This window comes from Acidobacteriota bacterium (assembly GCA_034211275.1).
Lineage (GTDB): Bacteria > Acidobacteriota > Thermoanaerobaculia > Multivoradales > JAHZIX01 > JAGQSE01.
The window spans coordinates 1-25,478 of the sequence record JAXHTF010000090.1 but is presented as its reverse complement, the minus strand read 5'-3'; the positions used below and the strand labels follow the sequence as shown (position 1 = coordinate 25,478).

Below are 25,478 nucleotides of genomic sequence, written 5' to 3'. Positions count from 1 at the left end.
GAAATCTTCGAAGTCGAACTCCGCGAAAGCTGATTCCAGATCGTCTTCCTCGACCTGCGCCAGCGGGAAGTCGGCGGGGAGATCGCCTGCACCTGCTCTGGCGCACCACGGCGGAGGTCGCAAAGGAGACCCTGGACGGCCTCGCCGACGACTTCCTGGACGCCTTGCGAGCCCTGATCCGCCATTGTGAATCGCCGGAGGCCGGCGGCTTCTCCGCCGCCGACTTCCCGCTGGCGCAGGTCGAGGAAGACGATCTGGAATCAGCTTTCGCGGAGTTCGACTTCGAAGATTTCGATGAGTAACCGCCGCTCTCCGGAGCGGTTGGGAGACCGATAGCCTTGAGCAAGAAAAATATCGAGGATACCTACGCCCTGTCGCCCTTGCAGCAGGGCATGCTCTTCCACGAGGTGGACGAGCCGGGTGCCTATTTCGTCCAAATCACCTGCACCCTGCACGGCGAGATCGACCTGGATCTCTTCCGCAAGGCCTGGCAGCAGGTGTCGGACCGCACGCCGGTGCTGCGCTCCGCCTTCGTCTGGAAGACCACCAAGAAGCCCCTGCAGCTGGTGGGCCGGCGGGTGCGGGTGCCGTTCTCCTCGGAGGATTGGTCCGACCTGCCCCGGGACCAGCAGGAGCGCAAGCTCGAGGAGCTGCTGCGCGCCGACCGGGAGCAGGGCATCGAGCTCGGCCGGGCGCCGCTGATCCGCATCACCGCGGTGCGCCGGGCTGCCGACGAGGTCTTCTTCCTGTGGTCCCTGAGCCACCTGATCCTCGACGGCTGGTCCTATCCCATGGTGCTCGAGGAGGTCCTGGAGCATTACCAGGCCGCTGCCGCTGAGCGCCCGCCGCGGGTGGGCAAGCGCCGGCCCTTCCGGGATTACATCGGCTGGCTGCAGCGCCAGGACATGGCCGCTGCGGAGGCCTTCTGGCGCGAGCAGCTGGGGGACGTCACCGCTCCCACCTCTCTCGGCGTCGACCGCCACCAGAGCGCCGACCCCGACCACCGCGGCGACGGCCACGAGGAGACGGTGGAGCTGCCGGAGGAGCTCACCGCGGAGCTCAACGCCTTCACCCCGCGCCACCAGCTGACCCTCAACACCCTGGTGGAGGGCGCCTGGGCGCTGATGCTGGCCCGCTACAGCGGCGAGAAGAGCATCGTCTTCGGCGCCATCGGCTCCGGCCGGCCGGCGGATCTGCCGGGGGTGGAGGAGATGATCGGCCTCTTCCTCAACACCCTGCCGGTGCGCACCCGCATCGACGACCGTCAGCCGGTGCTGGAATGGCTGCGGGAGCTGCAGAGCCACCGCCTGCAGGCGCGGCAATACGAGTTCACACCGCTGGCCAAGATTCAGCAATGGAGCGGCGTCGGCGGCGGCCAGCCCCTGTTCGAAAGCTCCGTCTCCTTCCAGAGCTATCCCCTCGACGAATCCCTGGCGGAGGGCTCGGCGGAGCTGGCGGTATCCGATTTCAATATCGGGGAGGAGGCGAGCTTCCCGCTGCTGCTGGGCTCGATGCCCGGGCCGCGGCTGCCCCTCATCGTCGAATACCAGCGCAGCCGCTTCGACGACGCCACCATCCACCGCATGTTGGGCCATCTCCAGACCCTGCTGGCGGAGATCGCCGCCAAGCCCAACGCCACCGTCGGCGAGCTCTCGCTGGTCACCGCCGCGGAGCGCACGCAGCTGCTGGAGGAGTGGAGCGGCGAGCTCGGCTCCTATCCGGATCAGGACACCGTCCACAGCCTGGTCTTCGGGGCCGGCGAGGAGAACCCCCTAGCCCCGGCGGTGCTCTGCGGCGAGGTCACGCTGTCTCATGGCGAGCTGGCGGCGGCCTCGGCGGCGCTAGCGCGCAAGATCGTCGCCGCCGGCGCCACTCCCGGCACCTTGGTGGGGCTGTGCGTCCAGCGTTCCGAGCGCTTGGTGGTGGGCCTCATGGGCATCCTGCAGGCGGGCTGCGCCTACGTGCCCCTGGATCCCGCCTACCCGGCGGACCGCCTGGCCTACATGGTGGAGGATTCCTCCGCGCCGCTGGTGGTGACGGAGAAAGACGCCGTCGGCCAGCTTCCCGAAGCGACGGAGAAGATCCTGCTGGACGAGCTGATGGAGGAGGAGCCGGCGACGTTGGAGCCCGAGGTGGCTTTGCCCGACATCTCCCCGGACCAGCTGGCCTATGTTATCTACACCTCCGGCTCCACCGGCAAGCCCAAAGGCGTGATGATCTCCCACCGCATGGTGGTGCAGTACACGGTGGAGATGGTGCGGCAATTCGGTCTCGATGCCAGCGATCGGGTGCTGCAATTCGCCTCTCTCTCCTTCGACGTGGTGGTGGAGGAGGTCTATCCGGCGCTGGCGGCGGGGGCGGCGGTGGTGGTGCCGAGCCAGGATCTGCTGCTTTCGACGGCGGAGCTGGAGCGGGAGATCACCGACCACGGCGTCACCGGCTTGGAGCTGCCGGCGGCCTATTGGCAGGAGTGGGTCCACGCCATGGTGCAGGCCGGCCGCAAGCCGCCGGAGTCGCTGCGCTGGATCCTGGTGGGCTGCGAGAAACCTCAGCAGGAGCGCCTGGCCTCCTGGCGGCAGTGGGATATCCCCCTCTACATCGTCTTCGGCCTCACCGAGACCACCGTCACCTCCACCCTCTTCCGGCTGGAAGGAGAGGTCCCGGGGGAGCCACCGGTCGATCTCGACCTGCCCATCGGCAAGCCGGTGGTCAACAGCCGGGTGTGGGTCCTCGACGACCGCCTGGAGCCGGTGCCCGTCGGGGTCACCGGCCAGCTCTACATCGGCGGCCTGGGCGTTGGCCGCGGCTACCTCGGTCGCCCGGCCCTCACTGCCGAGCGCTTCGGCCCGGATCCGCTGAGCTCTGAAGAGGGAGCGCGCTGGTACCGCACCGGCGACCTGGCGCGCTGGCGGGAGAACGGCGACCTGGAATTCCTCGGCCGCATGGATCACCAGGTCAAGGTGCGCGGCTTCCGGGTGGAGCTGGGGGAGATCGAGCAGGCCCTGGGGGATCACCCCGGCGTCCGCGAGGCGGCGGTGGTGGCCCATACCCCGGCCACGTCCGGAGGGGCCGGCGGGACTCGCCTGGTGGGCTATGTGGTCTACGAAGAGAATGCAGACCTCGGCGCGGCGGATCTTCGCGCTTACCTCAAGGAGCGGCTGCCGGAGTACATGGTGCCCGCTTCGCTGGTGGAGCTGGGCTCGCTGCCCCTGACCCCCAACGGCAAGGTGGACCGCGACGCCCTGCCGGCGCCGGGCACCCTGAGCCGGGCCGGCGAGCAGGGCTACGAGCCGCCGCGCAACGACATCGAGAAGGCGCTGGCGGAGGTCTGGAGCGAGGTGCTGGGGGTGGAGAGCGTCGGCATTCACGACGATTTCTTCGAGCTCGGCGGCGATTCCATCCTGTCCATTCAGCTGACCACCCGGGCGCGCAAGGCCGGCGTTGAGATCAACCCCCGGCAGGTCTTCGAGAACCCCACCATCGCCGAGCTGGCGAAGGTCTCGGGGCAGGGCTCCAAGGTGGTGGCGGAGCAGGGGGAGGTCACCGGCGAGATGCCCCTGCTGCCGATCCAGCAGTGGTACTTCGGTCAGGAACCGGCGGACCCGAACCACTTCCAGCTGCCGGTGCTGCTGGCGCTCCAGGAGCGTTGGGAGGTGGAGCTGCTGGAGCCGGTGGTGGCGGCGCTGCTCGCCCACCACGATGCGCTCCGCACCCGCTTCGAACAGGGCTCCGACGGCTGGACGCAGGAGATGCTGCCGGTGCCGGAGGCCCATACCAGGGAAGACGGTACCGAGGAAGACGGCACCGAGGAAGCTTGGAGCGATCTGCTAGAGGTCCACGACCTCTCCGAACTTGACCGTGAGGCCCAGGACGCAGCGGTGGCGGAGCGCTCGGTGGCCCTCAAGGCCAGCCTCGACGTCGAGGCCGGCCGAGTCTTCCGCACCGCCCTCTTCGACCTCGGCTCGGACCGCCGGCAGCGGCTGCTGCTGGCAGCCCATCACCTGGTGGTGGACACGGTCTCCTTGCAGACCCTGGTGGGGGACCTGGTGGACGGCTACCGCCAGCTGGCGGGGGCAAAGGGTGCGGAGAAGACCGTCGAACTGGCCCCCAAAACCACCTCCATCAGCTATTGGGCGGAGCGCCTGAAGCAGCACGTGGAGGAGGGCGGCGTCGCCGCCGAGGAGAGCTATTGGCTGGCTCCGCAGCGCTCCCAAGCCCCGGCGCTGCCGGTGGATCATCCGGAGGCCGAAAACCTGGCCAGCGGTGAGGAGACCCTCTCCGCCCGTCTCTCCGCCGACCTCACCGCGCAGCTCCTGGGTCCGGCTCCCAAGGCTTACCGCATGGGGGTGCAGGAAGTGCTCCTCACCGCCGTCGCCCAGACGGTGGCGGGATGGCTCGGGGACAGCGCGGCCGAGAGCGAGGGAGGTCCGGTGCTGGTGGATCTGGAAGGCCACGGCCGCGAGGAGATCTTCGACGACGTCGACCTCTCCCGCACCGTCGGCTGGTTCGCCAGCCTCTACCCGGTGCTGCTGGACGTTCCCGCCTCTGCAGCGCCCCAGGAGGCGCTGCAGACCGCCAAGGAGCAGCTGCGGAGCCTTCCCGGCCGCGGTGGTCTCGGCTGGGGCCTGCTAGCGACCTACGGCTCCGAGGAGACCCGATCGGCTCTAGCCGCCCAGCCGGCGGCGCCGCTGCTCTTCAACTATGTCGGTCAGGTGGACCGCGGCATGGCCGGTGCCCTGCCCTTCGAGCTGGTGGCGGGGGACGGCGAGCTACCGGCGCCGCCGGAGGAGCGGCGGCCCCACCTGCTGGAGATCAACGCCGCCATCCACGACGGCGAGCTGGACGTCGCCTGGACCTACTCCACCGCCGTCCACGACGAGGCCACGGTGCGCCGGCTGGCGGATTCGTTGGTGGAGCGGCTGGCGGCGCTGGTGGAGCATTGTCTGTCCCCGGAGGCCGGCGGCTACACCCCGGCGGACTTTCCCCTGGCGGCCCTCAGCCAGCCGGAGATCGACGAGATCACCGCAGGCACCGGTCCGGTGGAGGACATCTACAGCCTCTCGCCGCTGCAGCAGGGCATGCTCTTCCACACCCTGCTGGACCCCGCCGGTGGCTTCTACATGGCCCAAAACGGCCACGTGGTGGAAGGACCGCTGGATCTCGACCTCTTCCGCCGCGCTTGGCAGGTGGTGGTGGACCGCCATCCGGCGCTGCGCACTTCCTTCCGCTGGGAAGGCCTGGACGAGCCGGTACAGGTGGTCTCCGCCTCCGGCGAGGTGGAAATTCAGGAAGAAGATTGGAGCGCCGAGAACGCCGACGAGCAGCAGCGCCTCCTCGACGCCTACCTGGAGCAGGACCGCCGCCGCAGCTTCGCCCTCGACGCCCCGCCGCCGCTGATGCGTTTCCTGGTAGCCAAGATCGCCCACCAGCGCTTCCGCATCGTCTGGAGCCTGCACCAGATCCTCTTCGACGGCTGGAGCGTCCACCTCATCTTCCCGGAGTTCGCCCAGGCGCTCTACAGCCTGTCCCGCGGCGTCCATCCCCAGCTGCCCCAGCTGCGCCCCTACAGCGACTACATCGCCTGGCTGCAGGAGCAGGACCGGTCCCGGGAGGAGGAGTATTGGCGCCGGGTGCTGGCGGGGATGGAAGAGGAGACGCCGCTGCCCTACGACCGCCCCGCCCGTGGACCGGGCTCCCGGCCCCGGGGCCACGACGAGCACACCTTCATCGTCGACGAGGGCACCTGGAATCGCCTCCAAGAGCGGGCGCGGAGCCTCAAGGTCACCGTCAACACGGTGGTGCAGGGTGCCTGGGCGCAGCTCCTGGGTCGCTACAGCCGCCGCCGGGACGTGGTCTTCGGCGCGGTGGTGGCGGGGCGTCCGCCGGAGCTCGAAGGCGTCGAGAATATGGTCGGGCTGTTCATCAACACCCTGCCGGTGCGCGCCACCTGGGAACGGTCGGAGGAGACGGTGGAGGAGTGGCTCCAGGCCCTGCAGGAAGTCCAGGGTGAGCTGCGCCAATACGAGCACTCGGCGCTGGCGGACGTCCAGCGCTGGGCCGGTCTGCCCTCGGAGCAGAGCCTGTTCCAGACCATGGTGGTCTTCCAGAACTACCTTGCCCACGACGCCGTCCAGGGCCAGGGCGGTGACCTGGGAGAGATCGCCATCGTCGACGTGGACGAGTCCCTGGAGCATTCCCATCTGCCCCTGGCGATGGTGGCCAACCCTCAGCAGCATCTGGCCCTTAGCCTGTCCTACGACACCTCCCGCTTCGACCGCAGCACCATCGAGCGTCTCTTCGGCCATCTCGAGCGGCTGCTGGACGAGCTCCCGGCGGATCCCCAACGGCCGGTGGCGGAAGTACCTATGCTCTCCGCGGCGGAACGGGAGCAGCTCAGCGCCTGGGGCCGCGGCGAGGAGCGGCCGGCCGATTCGACAGCTGGGGCGTTCACCTCCGTACCTCAGCGCGTAGCCCGCCAGGCGGAGGCTGCTCCCGACGCGCCGGCGGTGCGCGGCGGCGCCGAGGCGTGGAGCTTCGCCGAGCTGGCCAAGGGCACCGCAGCGGTGCGCACCGCCCTGCTGGCTCGGGGAGTGGAGAAGGGCACCCTGGTGGGCCTGTGCCTGCACCGCACGGCGGATCTACCGTCGGCGATGCTCGGCGTGCTGGAGGCCGGCTGCGCCTTCGTGCCGCTGGATCCGGACTACCCGGCGGAGCGCCTGGCCTACATGGTGGAGGACTCGGAGCTCTCCGTCGTCCTCGGCCACGGCAAGGCCCTGGACGGCCTGCCGGAAGATTTGCTCTCCGGCATCGACGTTCTGCGTCTTGAGGATCTGCCGGTGGAGGACTCGGCGGAGCCGGTGGCGGTGAGCGCCGACGACCTGGCCTATCTGATCTACACCTCCGGCACCACCGGCAAGCCCAAGGCGGTGATGGTGGAGCACAGCAACCTGGCCCACACCACCTCGGCGGCGCAGCAGCGCTTCGGCTGGGAGCCCGGGGATTTGATGCTCTGCCTGGCGTCCTACTCCTTCGACATCTTCCTCTTCGAATGCCTGATGCCCCTGGCCGGCGGCGCGGCGGTGGAGGTGGTGGGCCGGGAGGCGACCCTCGACCAGGACGCCCTGGCCGAGCACGTGGCCACGGCCACCCGCATCCACGGCGTTCCCACCCTGCTGCGGCAGGTGGTGGTGCACGCCAAGGAGCAGCAGCAGGCTACCTACGAGAAGGTGCGCACGGTCTTCGTCGGCGGCGACCGGGTGCCCGGGGATCTGGTCACCGAGCTGGAAGAAGTCTTCCCCCAGGCGAGCATCGAGGTGCTCTACGGTCCCACCGAGGCCACCATCATCTGCAGCCACGCCAGCCCGGAGCGCGGCGCCGAGCATTGGCGCAGCCTGCTGGGCCGCCCGCTGCCGGGGGTGGAGCTGCGCCTCCTGGGCCCCGACGGCCGGCCGGTGCCGGCGGGGGCTCCCGGCGAGCTCTTCATCGGCGGCGACGGGGTCACCCGAGGCTACCTGGGCCGCCAGGAGCTGACGGCGGAGCGCTTCGTCGAGCTGGAGGAGGGCTCCGGCGAGCGCTTCTACGCCAGTGGCGACTTGGCTCGGTGGATTCCCTCGGAGATCGATTCTTCGCAGGAGAACACTTCAGAAGGAAACACCGCCCAGCTGGAATTCCTCGGCCGCGCCGACGGCCAGGTCAAGGTCCGCGGCTTCCGGGTCGAGCTGGGAGAGGTGGAGACGGTGCTGCGCTCCCATCCGGCGCTGGAGGAAGCGGCGGTGGCGGCGGTGGACGACGGCGCCGCCTCCGGCGCCCGGCTGGTGGCCTACGCGGTGCCCGCCGGCGGCGAGTCCATGCCCGGGGCCGACGAGCTGCGCTCCTACTGCCAGGAACGGCTGGCGCCGTACATGGTGCCCTCGGCCTTCGTCGAGCGGGAGGCGCTGCCGCTGACCCCCACCGGCAAGGTGGACCGCCGGGCGCTGGTGAGCCAGGCCGGCGAGCAGGCGGGTCCGTCGGCGGAGTACGTGGCGCCGCGCACCGAGAAGGAAGAGGCGCTGGCGGAGATCTTCGCCCAGGTGCTGAAGGTGGAGCAGGTGGGCGTCCACGACAACTTCTTCGAGCTCGGCGGCGATTCCATCCTCTCCATCCAGATCGTCGGCCGCGCCAAGCGCGCCGGCCTGCGGGTCAACCCGGCGCAGATCTTCGAGCATCCGACGGTGGCCCAGCTGGCGGTGGTGGCCCAGGAGGGCTCGGTGGTGGAGGCGGAGCAGGGCCTGGTCACCGGCGACGCCCCGCTGCTGCCCATCCAGCACCTCTTCGTTCAGGAGCATGCGGAAAATGCCTCGTACTTCAACATGCCCATGCTCCTGGAGCTGCGGGAGGAGATGCCCGCGGAGCATCTGAAAAAGGCGCTGCACCGGCTCTACCAGCACCACGACGCCCTGCGCCTGCGGTTGGTGGAGGAGGGCGGCGGCTGGCGCCTGCATCACGCGGATGCAGAGGCGGCGCCGGAGCTCGAGCGCCAGGATCTCTCGGCGGTCTCCGACGACGAGCTGGCGGCGGAGCTGGAGAAGGCGGCGGTAGCGGTGCAGGAGGGCCTCGATCCGTTCCACGGACCGATTTTCCGCACTGTCCTCTTCGACTTGGGATCCCAATCCGACACCGGTACCAAGCGCGGCCGGCGCCTCTTCCTGGTGCCCCACCACCTGGTGATCGACGCCGTCTCCTGGCGGGTGCTGCTGGAGGATCTCCAGACCCTGCTGACCCAGCTCAAGACCGGCCGCGACCTCGAGCTGCTGCCCAAGACCACCTCCTTCAAGGCCTGGGGCGAGCGGTTGACCGCCCACGCTGCCTCCGACCAGCTGGCGGCCCAGATCCCCTATTGGAGCCGTTCCAGCGAGGTGACGGAGCTGCCGGTGGACTTCCCCGGCGGCGCCAATACCGTCGGCTCCCTGGAGATGGCGGTGGTGACCCTGGACGAGGAGCGGACCCGCATCCTCCAGCACGAGGTGCCCAAGGTCTACCGGGCGCAGATCCAGGAGACCCTGCTCACTGCCGCAGCCCAGGCGGTCTTGGATTGGACCGCTGCCAGCGGCACGGGCGGTGATGCGGTGGCGGTGGCTCTGGAGGGCCACGGCCGCGAGGAGATCTTCGACGACGTGGATCTCTCCCGCACCGTCGGCTGGTTCACCACCCTCTATCCGGTGCGCCTGGCCCCGGGCCGGGGTGCCAATCCCGGCGACGCCCTCAAGGCGGTGAAGGAACAGCTGCGGGGGGTCCCCGACAACGGCCTCGGTTATGGCCTGCTGCGCTACCTGCGGCGGGATGAGAACGGCGCGGCGGTGCTCCCCGAAGGCCCGCCGGCGTCCTTGGGCTTCAACTACCTGGGGCAGCTGGACCAGGCCATGGACGAGGAGGGCATGCTGGTGCCGGCGTCGGAGAGCGTCGGCTCGGAGGTGCATCCGGAGCACACCCGGGACACCCTGCTCAACCTCGAAGCCCAGATCTACCAGGGCAAGCTCACCGCCGGCTGGGTCTACAGTCAGAACCTGCACCGCAAGGAGAGCGCCGAGGCGCTGGCGGAGCATTTCCGCCGGCGGCTGGAGCAGCTCCTGGAGCACGTCGCCTCGCCGGAGGCCGGCGGCTACACGCCCTCGGACTTCCCCCTCGCAGCCCTCGGCCAGAGCGAGCTCGATCGGCTCTTCCCCTCCGGCCGCTTCCCCAATGGAATGGGGGTCGAGGATCTCTATCCTCTGTCCCCGACCCAGAGCGGCATGCTCTTCCACACCGTGCTGGAGCCCGGCGGCGGGCACTACGTGGTGCAGATGGGCGGCGAGCTTCACGGTTCCGACTTGAGCCAGGGGCTGGACGAGGAGCGCTTCCTGCGCGCCTGGCAGGGGGTGGTGGACCGCCACCCGGCGCTGCGCAGCTGCTTCCTTTGGCACGACCTGGAGCGCCCGCTGCAGGCGGTGGTGGCGAAGGCGACGGTGCCCATGGCGGTGCTCGACTGGACCTCCCTGGACGAAGCCGAGCAGGCCGAGGAGCTGGAGCGCTACCTGGAGGCGGACCGCCGCCGCGGTTTCGACCTTTCGGTGGCGCCGCAGATGCGTCTGACCCTGATGCGCAAGGCGCCGGCGGTGCACCAATTCCTGTGGTCGGTGCACCACATCACCACCGACGGCTGGAGCCTGTCGGCGATCTTCCAGGAGGTCATGGCCTTCTACCAGGGCCTGGGCCAGGGGGCGGTGCCGGAGCTGCCGGCGCCGCCGCGCTACCGCGACTACGTCGCCTGGCTGGAACGCCAGGATCTGGCCGCCGCGGAAGAGTTCTGGCGCCGCCAGCTGGCGGATCTGGAGGACCCGGCGCCGCTGCGCTTCCTCGAGCGGGAAGTGCGGGACGAGACGGCGGTGGGCTCCGCCAAGGTTCAGCGCTATCTGCCGGAGGAGCCCAGCGAGGCGGTGCAGGCCTTCGCCCGCCGCAGCCAGCTCACCGCCAACACGGTGATCCAGGGCGCCTGGGCGCTGCTGTTGGCCCGCTACGGCCACGCTCGGGACGTGGTCTTCGGCTCCGTGGTCTCCGGTCGCCCGGCGGAGCTGCCGGGGGTGGAGGCCATGGTGGGGCTGTTCATCAACACCCTGCCGGTGCGCCTGCGGGTGGACGGCGAGGCGCAGCTGGTGCCGTGGCTGAAGGATCTCCAGGAGCGCCAGGTGGAGATGCGGCGCTACGAGTATTCGCCGCTGGCGGATGTCCAGCGCTGGGCCGGGCTTGCTGGTGGTCAGCAGGGCGGCCAGCAGGGTGGCCACCCGCTCTTCGAGACCATCGTGGTGTTCGAGAACTACCCCATGGACGAGGTTCTCGAGGAACAGGAAGCGGAGCTCCAGCTCAAGAACCCGGTCAACACCGAGCAGACCAACTACGCCGTCAGCCTCGACGCCACCCCCGGCAAGCAGATGGAGATGTCGGCGGTTTACGATCCCGGTCGGTACGAGGCCCAGACTTTGGAACGGGTGCTGGATCACCTGGTGCAGCTGCTGGCCTCCATCACCGAGGGCGGCGACCGGCAGCTCCAAGAGCTGACCATGATCACCGCGGCGGAGCGCTCCCAGGTGCTGGAGGAGTGGGCCACCGCCCCGGGACCGGCGGCGGAGACGACGGTGCCGGCGGAGCTGCTTCGGCGGGCGGAAGAAAGCCCCGAGGCCCAGGCTCTGGTGTCGGCAGGGGAGACTTTGACCTTCGGCGACCTCGCCCAGCAGGCCACCGCCCTGGCGCATCGCCTGTGTGCCCTGGGAGTGGCCTCGGAGGTGCCGGTGGCGCTCTATCTGGAGCGCTCGCCGCAGTCGGTGGTGGCGACCCTGGCGGTGTGGCTCGCCGGTGGCGCGTTCGTACCGCTGGATCCCGCCTATCCCCAGGAGCGCCTGCGCTTCATCCTCGAGGACAGCCGGCCCAAGGTCTTGGTGAGCCGCGGCGAGCTGCCCGAGGAGTTGGCCGAGGTGTTGCCCGAGGAGGTGGAGCGTCTCGACTTGGCGGCTTCGGAGAACGGTGGAGCGGAAGACTCGGCGGAGCTGCCCACCGCCGGAAGCAACGACCTCGCCTACCGCATCTACACCTCCGGCACCACCGGCCGCCCCAAGGCGGTGGAGGTGGAGCACGGTCAGCTGGCCCACACCCTGGCGGTGGCCCGCCGGCGCTTTGGTTTCGCCCCCGGCGACACCATGATCTACGCCGCCTCCTTCGCCTTCGACATCTCCCTCTTCGAATGCTTCGCGCCGCTGCTGGCGGGGGCCACGGTGCACCTGCTGGGGCGGGACGAGGTAGTGGACCTGGAGCGCTTCGCCGGGGCCCTGAGCCAGGTGAGCCGGGTCCATTCGGTGCCCAGCCTGATGCGCGGGGTGGTGGGTTATCTCGAAGCCGAGAACGAGAGCAACGAGAGCGCCGAGGCGGCGGACGCCGGCTCCCTGCGGCAGGTCTTCCTCGGCGGCGACCGGGTGCCGGCGGAGCTGGTGCGGGACGTCCAGCAGCACTTCCCGGAGGCCCAGGTGACCATCCTCTACGGTCCCACCGAGGCCACCATCATCTGCGCCGCGGTGGATTTGCCGCGGCCCTACGAGGGCTCCCGGAGCCTGCTGGGCCGGCCCTTGGACAACGTCGTCCTGCGGGTCTTGGACTTCCACGGCGGCCTCGCCGGCGTCGGGGTGGCGGGGGAGCTGCTCATCGGCGGTCCCGGTGTCGCCCGGGGCTATCTCGGCCAGCCGGAGCTCACCGCGGATCGCTTCGTGGAGATCGGCGGCACGCGGTTCTACAAGACCGGTGACCTCGCCCGCTGGCTCCCCGACGGCACCCTGGAGTTCCTGGGCCGCGCCGACGCCCAGGTGAAGGTGCGCGGTCACCGCATCGAGCCCGGCGAGGTGGAGAGCCGCCTGGCGGAGCATCCCGCCGTCGCCCAGGTGGTGGTGGTGACCCACGACGGCGGCACCGGGGCCGGGCCGGAGCTGGTGGCCTACCATGCGGCGCCGGAGGGAACGAAGAGCGCCGCTCCGGCGGAGCTGCGGGAGTTCCTTTTGGAGCGCCTGCCGGCCTACATGGTGCCAGCCTACTTCGTGGCCCTCGACGCCTTGCCCCTGAGCCCCACCGGCAAGGTGGACCGGCGGGCGCTGCCGGCGCCGGAGAGCGCTATCCAGGCCAGCTCCGCCTACGAGCCGCCGCGCACTCCCACCGAGGAAACCCTGGCGGAGATCTGGTCCCAGCTGCTGGGGGCCGAGCGGGTGGGCCGCGGCGACGACTTCTTCACCCTCGGCGGCCACTCGCTGCTGGCCACCCAGGTGGCCTCCCGCATCCGCCGCCTGCTGGAGGTGGATCTACCCCTGCGCCAGGTCTTTGAGCATCCCACCCTGGCGGATCTCGGCCGGGCGGTGGACGCCGCCCGCCGGGAGGCCACCGGCGAGCCCCTGCCGCCGCTGGTGCCGGTGGAGCGGGACGGGGCGCTGCCTCTCTCCTTCGCCCAGCAACGGCTGTGGTTCATCGAGCAGCTGGACCCGGACAGTCCGCTCTACAACATGCCCCTGCCGGTGCGCCTCGACGGGCGCCTGGACGTCCATCGCCTGGTGGCGGCGCTGGATCGCCTCATCGCCCGCCACGAGAGCCTGCGCACGGTGTTCGCGGAGGAAGACGGCAAGCCAGTACAGGTGGTACTCCCCGCCGGCACCGGTCGTCTGCCTCAGGTGGATCTCACGGGCCTCGGGGAGGCGGCGGAGGAGTCGGGGCTGGACCTCGCGCGCCGCGAGGCGGCCTTGCCCTACGATCTGAAGCGGGGCCCCCTCTTTCGCACCGTCCTGGTGCAGCTGGCGGAGGAGAGCTGGCTGTTGATGCTCGGTCAGCACCACATCATCAGCGACGGCTGGTCCAGCGGCGTGCTGATCCGCGAGCTGGTGGCGCTCTATTCCGCCCCCGGGGGCGCCGCGGCGGCGGAGCTGCCGGGGCTCCCGGTGCAATACGCCGACTATGCCGTCTGGCAGCGCAGCTGGCTCCAGGGGGAGCGCCTGGAGAGCGAGCTCGACTATTGGCGCGGCAAGCTCGACCAGCTGCCGCCGCTGGAGCTGGCCACCGACTTCCCCCGCGGTGCCGTGGAGGACCCGTCGGCGGGCTTCGCCCACCGGCGCCTCGATGCCGGGCTCAGCGCGCGCCTCGAGGAGCTGGCTCGGGATCACGGCTCGACTCTCTTCATGGTGCTGATGGCGGGCTTCCAGGCCCTGCTGGGCAAGCTCGCCGGTCAGAGCTCCTTTGGCGTCGGTACGCCGGTGGCGGGGCGCCATCATCTGGAAACGGAGGGGCTCATCGGCTTCTTCGTCAACACCTTGGTGATGCGGGCGGAGCTGGAGGAGGATCCCTCCTTCGAGCAGCTCCTGGGCCGCCTGCGCAGCACCGCCCTGGACGCCCACGCCCACCAGGACGTGCCGTTCGAAAAGCTGGTGGAGGAGCTGGCACCGGAGCGGGATTTGGACCGCTCGCCCCTCTTCCAGGTGATGTTCGTGTTGCAGAACGCGCCGGAGGAGACGGTGGAGCTGCCGGGGCTGGAGCTGCGGCCGGCGCTGGCGGCTCAGGGCGGTCTGGCGAAATTCGACCTCACTCTCCAGGCCCAGGAACAGGCGGAGGATGGAGACGAGGCGGTGGTGCTGGATCTGGAGTACCGCGCCGCCATCTTCCGGCCGGCCTCCATGGACCGGCTGCTGGAGCATTTCGAGATCCTGCTGCGCCGGGTGGTGGAGCAGCCGGAAAGGTCCCTGGGGGAGATCTCCCTGCTCTCGGGCGCCGAGCGCCGGCAGGTGCTGGAGGAGTTCGCCACCGCTCCCCGGGACTATCCCCGGGACGCCACCATCCCCGAGCTCTTCCGGCGCCAGGCGGCGGCGACGCCCCAGGCCCCGGCTCTCGCCGCGCCTTCTCCCGGCGGGTGGGAGACCGTGACCTACGAGGAGCTGGAGCGCCGCTCCGCCGCCCTCGCGACTCGCCTCGCCGCCGCCGGCATCCGCCGCGGTGATGCGGTGGGGGTGTGTCTGGAGCGCTCGCCGCAGCTCATCGCCGCGGTGCTGGCGGTGCTCCGCGCCGGCGGCTATTCCGTGCCCCTGGCCGCCGACTATCCGGCGGAGCGGCTGCGCTTCATGGTCGAGGACACGGCGCTCCAGGTGTTGATCACCGAGGAGTCGGTGCGCGCCCAGCTGCCGGAGCCGCTGCAGGCTCTGGACGCGATCCTGGTGGACGATAAGGACGGCTCCTCCAAAGCCTCCTCTGAGGCCACTTTCGAGGACGTCCCCTGCGGACCGCTGGATCTCGCCTACGTGGCCTACACCTCCGGCTCCACCGGCCGGCCCAAGGGCGTGGCGACCCCCCACCGCGCCGTGGTGCGGCTGGTGCGGGAGGCGAACTTCGCCGATCTCGGCGCCGAGCAGGTCTTCCTGCAGCTGGCGCCGGTGTCCTTCGATGCGGCGACGCTGGAGATCTGGGGGCCGCTGCTCAACGGCGGCCGGCTGGTGCTGATGGCGCCGGGGCAGCCGACGCCGGAAGCCATCACCGCGACGCTGGCGGAGCAGGGCGTCACCACCCTGTGGCTCACCGCCGGCCTCTTCCATCTGATGGTGGACGAGCACGTCGAAGGCCTGGCGCCGGTGCGCCAGCTCCTCGCCGGCGGCGACACCCTCTCTCCCCGCCGGGTGCGGCGGGTGCTGGAGCTGGCGGACGGGCCGACGGTGATCAACGGCTACGGCCCGACGGAGAACACCACCTTCACCACCTGCTGGCCCATGACCACGGTGGACGACGTGGGCTATTCCGTGCCCGTGGGCCGGCCTATCTCCAACACCACCGCCTTCGTGGTGGACGGCCACGGCCGGCCGGTGCCGGTGGGGGCCATGGGGGAGCTGTGGACCGGCGGCGACGGCCTGGCCCGGGGCTATCTGGGACGGCCGGCCCTCACCGCCGAGCGCTTCGTACCCGATCCCTTCGGCGGCGAAGCGGGCGGCCGGTTGTACCGCACCGGCGACCGGGTGCGCTGGGTCGACGGCGGCTGGCTGGAGTTCTTCGGCCGCCGCGACCACCAGGTCAAGATCCGCGGCTTCCGCATCGAGCTCGGCGAGATCGAGGCGGTGCTGGTGACCCACCCCAAGGTCCAGCGGGCGGTGGTGGTGGCCCGGGCTACCGGCTCCGGTGCTGGCGGTGCTGGCGACAAGCGCCTGGTGGCCTACGTGGTGCCGGCTCCCGGTGGCGATGGCGAAGCTACCGAGCTCACTGCTGGCGAGCTCCGCCAGGCGCTGGCGGAGGAGCTGCCGGAGTACATGATCCCCGCCGCCTTCGTCATCCTCGAAGAGCTGCCCCTGGACGCCAACGGCAAGGTGGACCGCAAGGCGCTGCCGGAGCCGGAGATGGGATCCCAGGACGGCGCCGGCTTCGTCGCTCCCCGCACCCAGACCGAGGAGGTGCTGGCGGGGATCTGGAGCGAGCTGTTGGAGGTCGAGCGAGTGGGGGTCCACGACAGCTTCTTCGAGCTCGGCGGCCACTCGCTGCTGGCCACCCAGGTGATGTCCCGCCTGCGCTCCGCCCTGGGGGTGGATGTGCCCCTGCGGGCGCTCTTCGAGGCGCCGACGGTGGAGGGCCTGGCCCGCCAGGCGGAGCGTGCCCAGCGCGAGGGAATGGGCATCGCCCGGCCGCCGCTGGAGCCGGTGTCCCGGGACGGCGATCTGCCCCTCTCCTTCGCCCAGCAGCGGCTGTGGTTCATCCACCAGCTGGAGCCGGACGAGGTGATCTACAACATGCCGCTGCCGCTGCGGGTGGGCGGACCCCTGGACGTGGGTGCCCTGCACCGCTCCCTGGCGCGCATCGTCGCCCGTCACGAGTCCCTGCGCACCACCTTCCCGGTGGTGGACGGCAAACCCCTCCAGCAGGTCGAGGCGCCGCGGCCAATGGCCGTTCCCCTGGTGGATTTGAGCGGCCTGGACGAGGCCCACCGCGAGGCCACCGGCCGCGAGCTGGCATGGACCGAAGCCTCCCGGCCCTTCGATCTGGCCCACGGCCCGCTGCTGCGGGGGCAGCTGGTGCGGCTCACGGCGGACGACCATCTGGCCCTCTTCTCCACCCACCACGTGGTCAGCGACGGCTGGTCCCTGGGGGTGCTGATGCAGGAGGTCTCGGTCTTCTACCGCGCCGAGACCGACGGCGTCACCCCGGAGCTGCCGGAGCTACTGGTGCAATACCCGGACTACGCCGTGTGGCAGCGCAGCTGGCTCCAGGGCGAGGTGCTGGAGGCGGAGATCGACTATTGGCGCCAGCGCCTGGCCGGGGCGCCGCCGGTCCTCGATCTGCCCACCGACCGGCCACGGCCGCGAGAGGGGGCGATGCTCGCCGCGACGGAGGAGATTCTGCTGCCGGCGGAGCTGTCCGAGCAGCTCAAGGCCCTGGGCCGGGGAAGCAACGCCACCCTCTTCATGGTCCTGCTGGCGGCTTTCCAATCGCTGCTGGCCCGCTACAGCGGCCAGAACGACGTCAGCATCGGCACGCCGGTGGCGGGGCGTACGGAGATGGAGGTGGAGCACCTCATCGGCTTCTTCGTCAACACCCTGGTGATGCGCACGGTGATCCCCGGTGACGAGAGCTTCGACGATCTGGTGGAACGGGTGCGGGACATCTCGCTGGAGGCCCACGCTCACCAGGAAGTGCCCTTCGAGAAGCTGGTGGAGGAGCTGGCGCCGCAGCGCGACCTGCAGCATTCGCCCCTCTTCCAGGTGCTCTTCTCGGTGGAGAACAACCCGCGCCAGGATCTCGATCTCGAGGGACTGACCTTGAGCCCCCTGGATGCCGACGGCTCGATGGCCAAATTCGATCTCACCCTGGCCTTCACCGAGGGCGAGGACGGCCTCGCCGGCGGGCTGGAGTACAACACCGACATCTTCGATGCGAGCACCGCCGAGCGTGCCGTGCGCCATCTGCGGACCCTCTTGGAGGCCGCCGTGGCGGAGCCCGGACGGCCGGTCCTCGAGCTGCCGCTGATGACCGCCGAGGAGGCTTCCCAGCTCACCGAGGAGTGGGGCTGGGGCGGTGCTCTGGAGACCACCGAGGACACCCTCCACGGCCTGGTGGCGGCCAGCGCCCGGCGCGCGCCGGAGGCGTTGGCGGTGCGCTACGGGAAGGAGGAGCATTCCTACCAGACCTTGATGCAGCGTTCCGGCGCCGTGGCGGCCCGGTTGGCGGAGCTCGGCGCCGCTCCCGGTCAGCGGGTGGCGGTGTGCCTGGAGCGCGGCCCGTGGCTGGTTCCGGCGATCCTCGGCGTGCTGCGCACCGGCGCCGCCTACGTGCCGGTGGACCCCGCCTACCCGGCGGAGCGCCGGCAGCTGATGATGGACGACTCAGGCTGCCGCCTGGTGGTCACCGAGGAGACCTTGGCAGAACAGGTTCTGGGCAAGAACGGTGAGGGGGCGGAGCGTCAGGCCGTGCTCCTGGAAGAGCTCGGAGAGGCGGACACTGCCTTCGAGGACACTGCCTTCGAGGACACTGCCTTCGAGGACGCCGCTTTCGAGGACGTCGCCGTCGATCCGAACCAGCTGGCCTACGTCATCTACACCTCCGGCTCCACCGGCCGCCCCAAGGGCGTCGCCATTCCCCACCGCAGCGCTGCCGCCATGGTGCGCTGGGCCTTGGGAGCCTTCGAGGAAGAGGACTTCCGGCTGTCTTTGGCGGCGACCTCGGTGTGCTTCGACCTCTCGGTCTTCGAGCTCTTCGTGCCCCTCGCCGCCGGCGGCAGCGTGCGCTTGGTGGCCAACGCCCTGAGCCTGGCGGAGGAGCCGGAGCTCGCCGACGGCGTGACCCTGATCAACACCGTGCCCTCGGCGATGCGCGAGCTGGTGGCCCGCAAGGCTCTGCCGGAGTCGGTGCGGGTGATCAACCTCGCCGGCGAGGCGCTGCCCCGGGAGCTGGTGCAGAGCATTTATCAGCTGCGTCCCGAGGGCCGGGTCTACAACCTCTACGGCCCCTCCGAGGACACCACCTATTCGACCTTCACCCACGTCGCCTCTGGCGAGGGCACGGTGACCATCGGCACGCCGGTGGCGGGCACCCGCGCCTACGTGGTGGACCGCCGGCGCCAGCTGGTACCGGTGGGGGTTCCCGGCGAGCTGCTGCTGGGCGGCGCCGGCCTCACCCGCGGCTACCTGGGCCGTCCGGCCCTCACCGCCGAACGCTATCTGCCGGATGCTTTCGCTCTTGACGAGGGCGAGCGCCTCTACGCCACCGGCGACCTGGTGCGCTGGCGCACCGACGGCGAGCTGGAGTTCCTCGGCCGCATCGACCACCAGGTCAAGCTGCGGGGCTTCCGCATCGAGTTGGGGGAGATCGGCGCCCGCCTGGAGGCCCAGGCCGGGGTCCATGAGGCGGTGACGGTGACCCGTCCGGGGCCGTCGGGGGATACTCGGCTGGTGGCCTATTACTCGCTGGAGACCGGCATCGAGGGCGAGGCTTCTACCGCAGAGACTCCCACTCCGGAAACACTGCGCGAGGCGCTGCGGGAGCAGCTGCCGGTGCACATGGTGCCGGCGCTGCTGGTGGCCCTCGAGGAGCTGCCCAAGACCCCCAACGGCAAGATCGACCGCCGGGCGCTGCCGGAGCCCCGCTGGGCCGATCTGGCGGAGGGCGGAGGCCAGAAGGTCGCACCGCGCACTCCCACGGAGCAGCTGGTGGCGGAGATCTGGGGCGAGCTGCTGGGAGCCGAGACCGTCGGCGCCCACGACAGCTTCTTCGACCTCGGCGGCCATTCGCTGTTGGCGACCCAGATGGTCAGCCGGCTGCGGGACGCCCTGGGAGTGGAGGTCCCCCTGCGGGCCCTTTTCGAGGCACCGACGGTGGCGGGCGTGGCGCGGGCGGCGGAGGAAGCCCGGCGGGCGGAGGACGGTCAGGCGGCGCCTCCGTTGGTACCGGTGCCCCGGGACGGCGACCCGCCCCTCTCCTTCGCTCAGCAGCGGCTGTGGTTCATTGATCGCATGGATCCCGGCAGCGCCCTCTACAACATGCCGGTGCCGATGAAGGTGGACGGGCTCCTGGACGTGGCGCGGCTGGGCCGCAGCATCGAGAGCCTGACCCGTCGCCACGAGGTGTTGCGCACTCGCTTCGTCAGCATCGACGAGACGCCGATGCAGCGCATCGAGGAACCGACCCCCATCGTCCTACCGCTGGTGGATCTGGGCGGCCTCGCTCCCGAGGCCCGGCGCCCGGAGGCGCTGCGGCTGGCGGGCATCGACGCCATGGAGCCTTTCGATCTGGAGGCCGGTCCGCTGCTGCGGCTGTCGGTGCTGCGCCTCAATGCCGACGAGCACGTGGTGCTGGCCAACCTCCATCACACGGTGTGCGACGGCTGGTCGGTGAATCTGCTGGTGCAGGAGGTGGGGGTTGCCTACCAGGCGGAAGGCCTGGACGAGCCGGCGCCGCTGCCGGAGCTGCCGGTGCAATACGCCGACTTCGCGGTGTGGCAGCGGGGCTGGCTCCAGGGCGAGGTGCTGGACGCCGAGGTGGACTATTGGCGCCAGGAGCTGGAGGGCTTGATTCCGGCCATGGAGCTGCCCCTGGACCGGCCGCGGCCGCCGCTGCGCACCCCCGACGGCAATATCGAGGATTTGCTGCTGCCCCGGGAGCTGGCGGAGAGCCTGCGGCAGCTCAGCCGCGAGCACGGCGCCACCCTCTTCATGACCGTGCTGGCGATCTTCCAGAGCCTGCTGGCCCGCTACTCCGGCCAGCCGGACATCGCCGTCGGCACCCCCATCGCCGGCCGCACTCATCTGGAGGTGGAGCACCTCATCGGCCTCTTCGTCAACACCCTGGTGCTGCGCAACCAGGTGCACCGCCGGGCGAGCTTCGAGTCGCTGCTGGAGCAGGTCAAGGACACCACCCTGGGGGCCTACTCGCACCAGAGCCTGCCGTTCGAGAAGCTGGTGGAGGAGCTGGCGCCGCAGCGCAGCCTGTCGGTGACGCCGTTCTTCCAGGTGATGTTCACCCTCGACACCCAGGCCGCCGGCGAGGGCGGCGTCGACCTGCCGGATCTGAAGATCGGCCCCTTCGCCGACGAGGCGGAAGACGGTGATGCTGAGAATGGGGGCTGGCGCATGGCCAAATTCGACCTCACCCTCTCGGTGCAGGATCAAGGCGAAGCCCTCAACGCCACCCTGGAGTACAGCACCGAGCTCTTCGACCCGGAGACGGTGCAGCGCATGCTCGGCCATTTCCTGCGCCTGGCGGAGTCGGTGGTCGAGGACCCGCAGCGGGCTCTGGCGGAGCACGAGCTGCTGAGCGCCGAAGAGCGGGCCCAGGTGACCACCGGTCTGAGCACCGCCGCCGGTGAGGTGGCGGCGCCGCGCTCGATCCCGGCCATTGTCGAGGAGTGGGTGAGGCGCACGCCGGACGCTCCGGCGGTGGTGCCCTACACCGGCACCGCCTGGAGCTTCCAGCGCTTGCAGACGGTGGCCAACGCCGTCGCCGGCCTGCTGGAGGAGCACGGCGTCGGCCCCGAGGCCCCGGTGGGGCTGTGCCTGGAGCGCTCGCCGGAGCTGCTTGCGGCGATGCTCGGCGTGTTGCGCGCCGGCGCCGTCTACCTGCCCCTGGATCCCGCTTACCCGCTGGACCGGCTGCGCTACGTCGTGGCGGACGCCGGCATCGAGGTGGTGATCACCCGCGAAGGCTTGCGGGATGATCTCTTCGAGTCTGTGGACGAAGACTTGGCGGAAGGGGCCGAGCTCCGTCCGCCCACGGCCCTCACCCCGGACCTGGGTACGCCGCCGGCGGAGGGATTGATCCCTGAAGCTCCCTGCGCCGTCACCGGCGGCGACGCGGCAGCCTACGTGCTCTACACCTCCGGCTCCACCGGGCGCCCCAAGGGCGTGGTGGTGCCCCATCGGGCGGTGGTCAACCACGCCCGGGCGGTGGGTCGGGAGTACGGCCTCACCGAGCGCGACCGGGTGCTGCAATTCGCTGCCATCAGCTTCGACGTGGCGGTGGAGGAGATCTTCCCCAGCTGGAGCGCCGGTGCTGCGGTGGTGCTGGCGCCGCCGCAGGTGCCGACGCCGGCGGAGCTGACGGCGATGGCGGAGGAGCGGGGGCTCACCGTGGCCAACTTGCCGGTGAGCTTCTGGCGCGAGTGGATGGGCGACCTGCAGCGCCGCAAGGCGGCTCTGCCGGACAGCTTGCGATTGGTAGTCACCGGCAGCGAGATGGTGCCGGCGGCGGCCCTGCCGGAATGGCGGGAGCTGGCCGGCGAGAAGGTCGAGTTGCGCAACGCCTACGGCCTGACGGAGGCGACGGTGACCGCCGTCCAGCATCGGGTCACCGAGGCGGACGGCGAGCGCGGACTGGCGTCGGTGCCCATCGGCCGCCCCATCGACAATCTGGAGGCCTACGTTCTCGATCCGGATCAGCGGCCGCTGCCCCTGGGGGTGGCCGGCGAGCTGTGCCTGGCGGGGGCCGGCTTGGCCCGGGGCTACCTAGGCAAGCCCGCTCTCACCGCCGAGCGCTTCGTGCCTCATCCCCTATCGGCCAGCGAAGGGGCTCGCCTCTACCGCACCGGCGACCGGGCGCGGGTTCTCGCCGACGGCGTCATCGAGTTCCAGGGCCGTCTGGATCAGCAGATCAAGGTCCGCGGTTTCCGCGTCGAGCCCGGCGAGGTAGAGGCGGCGCTGCGGCGGCTGCCCAACATCACCGAGGCGGTGGTGCTGCCGGCGGACGAGGGAGCGGTGACGGACCGGCTGGTGGCCTACCTCATCGCCGACGGCGAAGAGCCCACCGCAGCTTCACTGCGGGCGGAGCTGGCGGAGACCCTGCCGTCCCACATGGTGCCCGGCTCCTTCGTCTTCATCGACGAGGTGCCCCTCACCGCCACCGGCAAGGTGGATCGCCGCCGACTGCGGGCTCTGGGCTCCGAGGCCGCCGGCGAGAGCGAGTTCCTGGCCGCTCGGGACGAGATCGAAGAGGGCTTGGTGGAGATCTGGAAGGAGGTCTTGGACAAGCCCCAGGTGGGCGTCCACGACAACTTCTTCGACCTCGGCGGTCATTCCCTGCTGGGGGTGCGGCTGCTGTCCCGCATCGAGAACCGCTTCGGCCAGAAGCTGCCGGTGGCGACCCTCTTCCGGGAGCCGACGGTGGAAGGCCTGGCGAAAGTGCTGCGGGGGGAGTCCGAGGCGGGCAAGTTCTCGTCGTTGATGCCCCTCAAGGCGGAGGGCGATCAGAAGCCCCTGTTCTGGATGCACGCCGCCGGCGGCACCGTCTTCCTGTACCGCGAGCTGGCCCAGCGGCTGGAGACCGGGCGGCCGTTCTACGGCCTCCAGGCTCAGGGTCTGGAAGGCGAGGGCGCACCCTTGGGGAGCGTCGAGAGTATGGCCCGCCACTACCTCAAGGAAGTGCGGGAGACCCAGCCGGAGGGGCCGTACCACCTTGGCGGCTGGTCCATGGGCGGCGTCATCGCCTACGAGGCGGCGCGGCAGCTGGAGGCGGCGGGGCAGGAAGTGGCCTCGCTGGTGCTGGTGGACGCCAAGGTGCCGGACGTGCTGGACCGCATCGGTCTGGCGGACGACTTCGCCACCTTCGAGGCCTTCGCCCTCAACTTCGGCATCCCGCTGCAGCTGGACATCTCCAACGACGAACTGATGACCATGGAGACCGGCGAGCGGCTGCAATACGCCGTCGACAACGCCCGCCGCGCCGGCGCCCTGCCGGAAGAGGTCACCCTCGAGCAGGTGCGGCGTTACTACGACACCTTCAAGGTCAACGCCCGCGCCCTACCCAAATACAAGGCCGAGCCCTACGGCGGTAAGATCCTGCTGCTGTTGGCCCGGGATCCCATGCCGGTCCACATGCTGGATCCGGACACCGCCTGGCCGCAGAAGCTGCAGGCCCAGATGGACTTCTGGGGCCGCTGGTTCAAACTCAAGGTCATCGATCGCATCACCCGCACCGCCCTCGGCTGGAAGAAGCTGGCCCGGGGTGGGGTGGAGATCCAGCGCATTGCTGGTGATCACTTCACCGTCCTGGCACCCGAAAACGTCGACGACCTGGCGCGCCGCCTCGAAGAGCATCTGCGCACCTTGAAAGTCGACGAGGAGAACGTCCCATGAGTCTTTTCGCCGTCGTTCGACGTCATTCCAATAAGAAGCTGATGACCCTGGCCATCGTCTTCGGTCTGATCAGCGGCGGTCTCAGCACCGCTCTGCTGATCAGCATCAACGAGTATCTCTTCAGCTTCGATGAGCTGGACCGGGGCTATCTGGTGTGGGTCTTCTGGGGCCTGCTGCCGCTGGTGGCCATCGCCCGCTTCTTCTCCTCCTTCACCCTGGTGGACCTCTCGGTGCGCATGGCCTACGACCTGCAGCTGGAGCTCAGCCGGCGGATCCTCGGAGCGCCGCTCCGGGGCCTGGAGAAGCTCGGCACCCACCGCCTGTGGGTCGCCCTCACCGACGACATCCACTCGGTGAGCGACGCCCTCATGACCATCCCCATGTTCTTCATCAACGTGGCGGTGGTGGTGGGCGGTATCGCCTATCTGGGTTATCTCTCGCCGGTGCTCTTGGTGGTGGTGCTGGTCTTCCTGCTCCTGGCGGCGGTGACCTACGTCATGCCCATGCAGGCCGGCGTGCGGCGCCAGGACGCCGCCCGTGAGGTGCAGGACGAGCTCTACGGCCACTTCCGCGGCGTCACCCAGGGGGTCAAGGAGCTCAAAATGCGCGCCCAGCGGCGCTCCGCCTTCCTCAAGGATCTCAGCCACGACGCCGATACCTTCCGCGGCCTGCGGGTCGGGTCCATGCGCATCTTCATCGCCGCCGCCAACTGGGGCAATTTGCTCTTCTTCATCCTGGTGGGGCTGCTGATGTTCTACCTGCCCCAGCGCTCGGAGACCGTCGACCTGGACGTCATCGCCGGCTCGGTGATGGTGCTGCTCTACATCCTCACCCCGGTGCAGATGATCCTCGACGATTTCCCCATGCTCACCCGCGCCGACGTGGCGCTGAAGAAGATCGACCGCCTGGGGATCTCCCTGGCCAAGGATCCGGAGGAGCTGGCGGTGGACGGCCGGGCGCAGAAGCCGGGCTGGACCAGCCTGGAGCTGAAAGACGTCAGCCACACCTACCACCACGACAGCGACGATTCGGAGTTCCAGGTCGGACCCTTGTCCCTGACCTTCCAACCCGGTGAGCTGGTCTTCCTGGTGGGCGGCAACGGCAGCGGCAAGACCTCTCTGGCGAAGCTCATCATGGGCCTCTATCCGCCGGAGGAGGGCACCATCTTCTTCGACGGCGAAGAGATCACCGACGCGAACCGCGCCCGCTACCGGCAGAATTTCTCCGTCGTCTTCTCCGACTTCTTCCTCTTCGACAGCCTGCTGGGCTCCGACGACGCTACGGACCTAGATGGCCAGGCCCGGGAGCATCTGGAAAAGCTGCGCCTGCAGCACAAGGTGCGCATCGAGGACGGCCGGTTCTCCACCGTCGAGCTCTCCCAGGGCCAGCGCAAGCGCCTGGCCCTGGTGGCTGCCTACCTCGAGGACGCCCCCATCTTCCTCTTCGACGAGTGGGCGGCGGATCAGGATCCGGAGTTCAAGGACTTCTTCTACCGCGTGCTCTTGCCGGAGCTGCGGGCCCGCGGCAAACTGGTGCTGGTGATCAGCCACGACGACAAATACTACGAGGGTGGCGACCGCTTGATCCGCCTGGACTACGGCCAGCTGGCCTACGACCGGCCGGCGGCCTGAGGGCTCCATGAAAGCCTTGCTGCCCGCCGCGGTAGCGGGGCTTTTCGCGTTCTACTGCGGCACCTTCGAGCACGGCGCCACCAGCCTTGGTGCTCTCCTCGCCTATGGGGCGGTGCTGCTCTTCGCCTTCTTGGGCCTCGCCGAATGGCGTGATGCCTGGCGCCTGGGGCGCGTCGGCCGCTGGTTGCCGGTGGCGCTGGGGGTGGTGACGGTGGCCAGCTGGTGGGCG

4 protein-coding genes are annotated in these 25,478 nt (G+C 70.1%); all 4 read left to right on the top strand.

Features of this window, described 5'->3' with window-relative positions; all coding sequences use genetic code 11:
* A partial coding sequence (locus SX243_14550) for a hypothetical protein (GenBank protein MDY7094187.1) occupies positions 1-302 on the top strand: 302 nt, incomplete at its 5' end.
* A gap of 36 nt (positions 303-338) precedes the next feature.
* Positions 339-23,618: a non-ribosomal peptide synthase/polyketide synthase gene (locus SX243_14545; GenBank protein ID MDY7094186.1), complete on the top strand. Its 23,280-nt coding sequence runs from the start codon at positions 339-341 to the stop codon at positions 23,616-23,618.
* The gene (locus tag SX243_14540; protein ID MDY7094185.1) at positions 23,615-25,249 is read left to right on the top strand and encodes a cyclic peptide export ABC transporter; all 1,635 of its coding nucleotides are present in this window, start codon (positions 23,615-23,617) and stop codon (positions 25,247-25,249) included. Before SX243_14545 ends, SX243_14540 begins: the two co-directional genes overlap by 4 nt.
* Positions 25,250-25,256: 7 nt before the next feature.
* Positions 25,257-25,478: hypothetical protein (locus SX243_14535; protein ID MDY7094184.1), on the top strand; the 222-nt coding region annotated here is incomplete at its 3' end.